3 protein-coding genes and 1 pseudogene are annotated in these 4,038 nt (G+C 43.7%); all 4 read right to left on the bottom strand.

Features of this window, described 5'->3' with window-relative positions; all coding sequences use genetic code 11:
• Nucleotides 1–550 (bottom strand): O-methyltransferase (locus ACLOR3_RS05885; protein WP_412037069.1); only part of this gene is annotated, 550 nt, incomplete at its 3' end.
• Between the two features lies 1 nt (nucleotide 551).
• Nucleotides 552–2,354, bottom strand: coding sequence for an oligoendopeptidase F (gene pepF, locus ACLOR3_RS05890; RefSeq protein ID WP_195324149.1), 1,803 nt, complete (start codon nucleotides 2,352–2,354; stop codon nucleotides 552–554).
• A 70-nt stretch (nucleotides 2,355–2,424) separates the two neighbouring features.
• Nucleotides 2,425–3,375, bottom strand: a complete 951-nt coding sequence (locus tag ACLOR3_RS05895) for a competence protein CoiA (protein ID WP_411400524.1) — start codon at nucleotides 3,373–3,375, stop codon at nucleotides 2,425–2,427.
• A gap of 425 nt (nucleotides 3,376–3,800) precedes the next feature.
• Nucleotides 3,801–4,038: pseudogene (locus ACLOR3_RS05900) on the bottom strand (hypothetical protein); the annotation flags it as partial.

Genomic DNA, 4,038 nt, shown 5'->3' on the forward strand with positions numbered 1-4,038 from the left:
TAATATCACGCGCCACATCTCCCCCCTGGAAGATATCGTCTAAAATCACCACTCCCCCAACTTCCAACCGTTTGAGAACTTCTGGAAGAAAGACGATGTACTTGGACTTAGCCGAATCCATAAAAATCAAGTCAAAGCGTTGCTCGATATGCTCCAACAAGTCCACCGCATCCCCTTCTAAGAGGGTGATTTGGTCACGCTGGTCAAAGCGTGCAAAGTTTTCCTTGGCAAAACCAATCATTTCCTCGTTGCGATCAATGGTTGTAATCCTTGCATCAGGCACTTGCTCCGCCATCAGGAGAGCCGAAAAGCCGATCGCTGTCCCAATTTCTAAGATCGATTTGGGCTGCATGGTCTGCAAAAAGAGACGAAAGAAAGCGACCGTTTCATGAGGGATGATGGGAATATTTTCCCGCCGAGCAAATTCTTCTAGCTCCTTTAAAGCATCCGTTACCGGCGCTTGGCGCTCCCGCATGAAGGAGACAATTTCCTCCTTGACAACTGGACGGCGCATATTGTGGTTGGCATTTTTACTGTAAGACTCTACCATCTTAGGCCAATCCTAATTTTTCAACCAGAGCCTCAAATTCATTGAGACGACGTTCAAAAACTTCAAAGGCGGCATTGAGGTAGTCTTCTTTTTCCATATCAACACCCGCCTTGCGGATCACGTTGAGTGGATAATCCGAATTTCCGGCCTTCAAATACTCTAGATATTTGTCCTTATCTTCCTGTGTTCCATGAACGATTTTCTCAGCCAAGGCAGAGGCTGCCGCAAAACCAGTTGAATATTGGAAAACATAGTAGTTATAGTAGAAATGAGGAATGCGAGCCCATTCGTATTGGATTTCTGGATTGTCTTCTTTAGAAAGACCATAGTATTTCTCGTTCAAGTCCGCATAGAGCTCATTCAAGAATTCGCTGGTCAAGACCTGTCCTTCTTGATCTGCTTTATGAATCGCATGCTCAAACTCAGCAAACTGGGTTTGACGGAAGACGGTACCACGGAAACCATCTAAGAAGTGGTTGAGAATGGCAAAACGGGTTTCATCATCTTCTACTTCTGCCAACAATTGCTCAGTCAAGATATTTTCATTGGTTGTGGAAGCAATCTCAGCAAGGAAGATAGAGTAATCCCCATAGACATAAGGCTGCGTTTCACGAGTATAGCTAGAATGCATACTGTGGCCAGTCTCATGCACCAAGGTGAAGAGATTGTCCAATGTATCCTGCCAGTTTAACAACATAAAGGCATTGGTATCATACGATCCACCTGAATAGGCCCCTGAGCGTTTCCCTTGGTTGACATGCACGTCGATCCAACGTTCGGTGAAGGCGCGCTTCACGCGGGATAGGTAATCATCACCAAGCACCGCCAAAGCCTGCTCAGACTTAGCAAGGGCTTCTTCGTAGGTGAACTTGTAATCAGTAGAAGACAATGGCGTGTAGACATCATACATCTTCAAATCTTCAATTCCCAAGATTTTTGAGCGCAACTTCACGTAGCGTTGCAAGAGTGGCAAATGCTTGTTCACTGCCTCTACCAGGCTATCATAGACACTCTCTGGGATGAAGTTAGCAGAAAGAGCTGCTTCACGCGCGCTAGAGAATTTGCGAACCTTAGCATTGTAATTGTGGACCTTGACGTTGGTCTGAAGGGTCTTGGCATAAGTATGTTGGTACTGTTCGTAGACACCATACAAGGCTTGGTAAGCTTCCTTACGGACTTGGCGATCCTTCGACTCTACCAAAGAGATATAGTTTCCATGGCTCAACTGCACTTCTTGGCCTTGGTCATCTTTCACCATTGGGAAGACGATATCGGCATTGTCCAAAATCTCAAAAGTTTCCCCTGCCGCAGCAAAGATTTCACCCGCTCCTGCTAGCAATTCTTCTTCTTTTTGAGAAAGAACGTGCTCTTTGGTTTTGAGCAATTTGTCAAAGTAATGAGCATAAGCTTCTAAGGCAGGGACTTCTTTCAAGAAGTTGGCATATTGCTCTTCGGTGATCTCCATAAATTCTGGTTCGTAGAAGGCAAAGGTCTCCCCTAAAAGGCTGTATAGAGACATGGCTTTTGATTGGAATTCTTGGTATTTGGCTACGCGTGTATCCTGGTCATTCTTCATATGGGCGTAGACATAGACCTTCTCCAAACGACGGCTCAAGTCCAAATAAACTTCTGTGGTTTCTAATAGATTGGCTGGAGAAGACAATAAAGAGCCTGCAAAATGGGCAGCATCTTTAATCGCTGCAGCTAAAGCAGTTGCTTCTTCTTCCCAAGCTTGGTCTGTCGCAAAAATGGTCGACAAATCCCATTGGTATTTTTCATCAATTTCATTTCGTTGTTTTACCATTACAAAAATCCTCCAATGTTTCTATTTTATCACATATATTACCATTTGGGGGTATTTGATTCACGGAAATTTAAGCTTTCCCATTCTGATAAAAACGAGGGGAATAAAGAGTCTGCGTCGCTTTCATTCCAGTTCGACGATAGTAGCTCATAAAGTCCTGGTAATAGCTTCGCCAATCTCCCCTAATCTGTATAAAATGGGAAGACTTCAGCGGCCGACAAAGGGGATAAAAGGCTTCCAAGTCCAATTCCAGGAGATGATTTCCTTTCAGATAGAGTTGTTCCTGAAGGGCCATCCATTTAGGATGGCGGTAATACAGCTGTTGACGAAGATAGTCCTTAAACTGTCTGTCTAGAGGGACTGTCATTTGTTGCAAGTTTTGTTGGGCATAAGGCGTCCGCAAAACTTCTAACAGATTACCTCCATAAAAAGGAAAGTGTTGAGTCCGATAATAAAGACGCCCTCGCAAGTCTTGATGAATGAGATAGTGGAGACGAACTTCCTGCTTCTCTAGGTCCAACTCCCAGAGATGAAAGCCCCTATTTTGACTAAAATAGACAAAACCTTCTTGCAGAGCAGACAAGCTTTTCTTAAGCCACAAGTTTTTCCCTAACAACCAATAGACCTGATAACCATGCTTGCGATAGGCATCGCTCCGTTCTTTCAAACGCTCCATAGACAAGGAACTACATTGAACTTCTAAGGCAATCTTTTGATCCGGAAGGAGAACATCCGCAATCTGTTGGAAAGCCTGCAGAGGACTTTCTACTTCAGCATCTGAGTTTTGCTTGGCCCATTGATAAAGCCCCAGCTTTAACTCTAGATGTTCGGGACTCTCCGTCTCATGATAAAAGGGACAAGCCTCTAGGCTAACGTGAGCAAAATGAGGACGCATCACGACCCCTTTCTTTAAGCGGACTTCCTTTCCACACAAGAGACAGAAAAAGGGACCTTCCTTTTTCATCGGGATCTTCTCCAAACAATTCCATCGTCGTTGCTTGGCATCTGTCGCAATAAACATGTCATCACCTCCACTTATATAATTCGTAACTGAAGACGCTTCTATAGAGGAGAATGAAAAAAAGGAGCCCAGCTCCTTGTTGAATGCAGACAAACTATTATTTTTTTTATAAAACAGCTGGATGATTTTCAAAAAATGACTTTCATTTTTTAGTCATTTAAGAAGATGAAAAACTTTCCGCCGTGAGAAAAGTGCCTGAAACAAATGTGTTTCAGGCACTCGGGAGTTTTGAGACCTTAGGCTCAAAACTAAGTCATGGAACTTCGTAGAAGTTCGCTGACGTCCGTACTCACCTAAGGAAAGTTTCTAAAATTACTTTATCTTCAATCTGAAAGGAGCCCAGCTCCTTGTTTAGATATAATCGCTCTTACATGTAAAGCAACTACTCATCCATCCTAGACGAGACGTTTAAAAACATCCCTCGCTTATTGATCTGACTCACTCGAATTCTCGCTTGATACCGGATCTGGAGTTTCCGATGATGGAGCGGTCCCATTTTCAGATGCTTCAGCTTGTTTTCGAGCCGTTTCAAATTTTTCAACAATGGTTGCACGAGTAGCTTCCGGAACTTCGGTATCTTCGGACCCTATCGTATCCATAGATTCATTAAAGCGAGCCTTACTCGTTTCCATTTTCTCTTTCAAATCTTTCAGATAGGTCTCA

Origin of the sequence: Streptococcus intestinihominis (genome assembly GCF_046824975.1) — a bacterium.
Classification (GTDB): Bacteria; Bacillota; Bacilli; order Lactobacillales; family Streptococcaceae; genus Streptococcus.